The sequence below is a fragment of the Francisella sp. 19S2-4 genome (assembly GCF_036281795.1).
Classification (GTDB): domain Bacteria; phylum Pseudomonadota; class Gammaproteobacteria; order Francisellales; family Francisellaceae; genus Francisella.
In genome coordinates, this window is the sequence record NZ_JAWUZH010000092.1 from 1 (window position 1) to 1,379 (window position 1,379).

Consider the following 1,379-nt stretch of genomic DNA (forward strand, 5'->3'; position numbering starts at 1 on the left):
TAAGGCTAAGTTTTTACTAAAAATAGCAAAAATATTCCTATTCATAGAAATTGAAAGATTTATTCAACAGTCTTTAGTAATAAACGTACAAATAAATAAACTAACTCCTAAGCCAAAAGTACTTTCTATATGTAAGAAATTAATAATAGCATTTATTAGTGATGTTCCGGATATTTGCAGAAATCCAGAAACTGCCGCAGCAGTCCCCGCAATTGTTGTAAAAGGAATTAAAGATAATGCGACTGTATTTGAAAACGTTAATCCAAGTCCTACTGTTAGAATAAATAAAAGACCTAGTAAAATTATTAAATTTAGTCCAGTTAATCCAATTATGATTATCCCTATACTAGAGGTAAGAGCACAAGCGATTCCTATTAGAATTTGATATCGACATCTAACAGAATTTCTCAAATAGTGAACTAAAAAATTACCAAGAATATAACCAAATGCTGGAATCATTATTAATGTACCATAAGCAGCTTCTGATAAATGAAATTTCTTTTCAAAAATAAATGGACTAATTGCAAGATATAATATTTGAGAAGAATATATAAAAATAATCATAAAAACACATAGTAAATACTGTTCATGAAAAAATAAATCCTTTAAAACATATAAAATACTTTTATTATTTTTCTTTTTACTCAATTCTCTAGAATGTGTTTCAGGTAAAAAATAAATAATAGCTAAAGTTATAATAATCATATAAATAAGTAAACTAGCAAATATCATTTGCCAATTAAAAAAACTTGCGATAAGACCTCCAATAAAGGGAGCAATAGCTGGAGTTATAGAAACTACCATGATTAGTATAGCAAAAGCAGATGGTAAATCATTTTTTGAGAAGCTATCACGAATAACTGCTCTTGCTAGAACAGCTGCTGCACCAGCTCCAATACCTTGAAAAAATCTTGAGATGAAAAAGATTTTTGAATTATGAGAGAATAAAAGTAATAAAATTGTAGCTAAAATTAAAATAATATAGCCAATTAATAAGCAAGGTTTTCTTCCAAAATAATCAGATAGAAAACCGTAAAAAAGTTGTGAAATGCCATAAGCTAATAAGAAGATAGTTATACTAGACTGTGCTAAGCCTACATTTATAGATAAAGATTTAGCAATAGCTGGTAATGATGGTAGATAAAGGGTGATGCATAGCTGTCCAATTGTTACAAAAAATATTGTAATAAATAAGATATGTCTTAGTTTTTTTGAATGTTTTATCATGCTTTCTCCTGTTTACTGAACGATCGATAAATATATCAACAAAAGTTGATCGATTGTTCAACTTTTGTTGATATCTTAAAGACTGTTGAATAAATCTTTCAATTTCTATGAATAGGAATATTTTTGCTATTTTTAGTAAAAACTTAGCCTTA

The 1,379-nt window shown here is 27.3% G+C and carries 1 protein-coding gene; it reads right to left on the bottom strand.

Translation table 11 applies throughout. From position 1 onward, the window contains the following. Positions 1 to 63: 63 nt before the first annotated feature. Positions 64 to 1,227 (bottom strand): Bcr/CflA family efflux MFS transporter, encoded by a 1,164-nt coding sequence (locus R8535_RS10845; RefSeq protein WP_329499169.1) that lies wholly within the window; start codon positions 1,225 to 1,227, stop codon positions 64 to 66. Positions 1,228 to 1,379: the final 152 nt, after the last annotated feature.

Coding starts and splice junctions, on each gene's coding strand:
- R8535_RS10845 (WP_329499169.1), bottom strand. CDS start 1,227: ATGATAAAACATTCAAAAAAACTAAGACATATCTTATTTATTACAATA.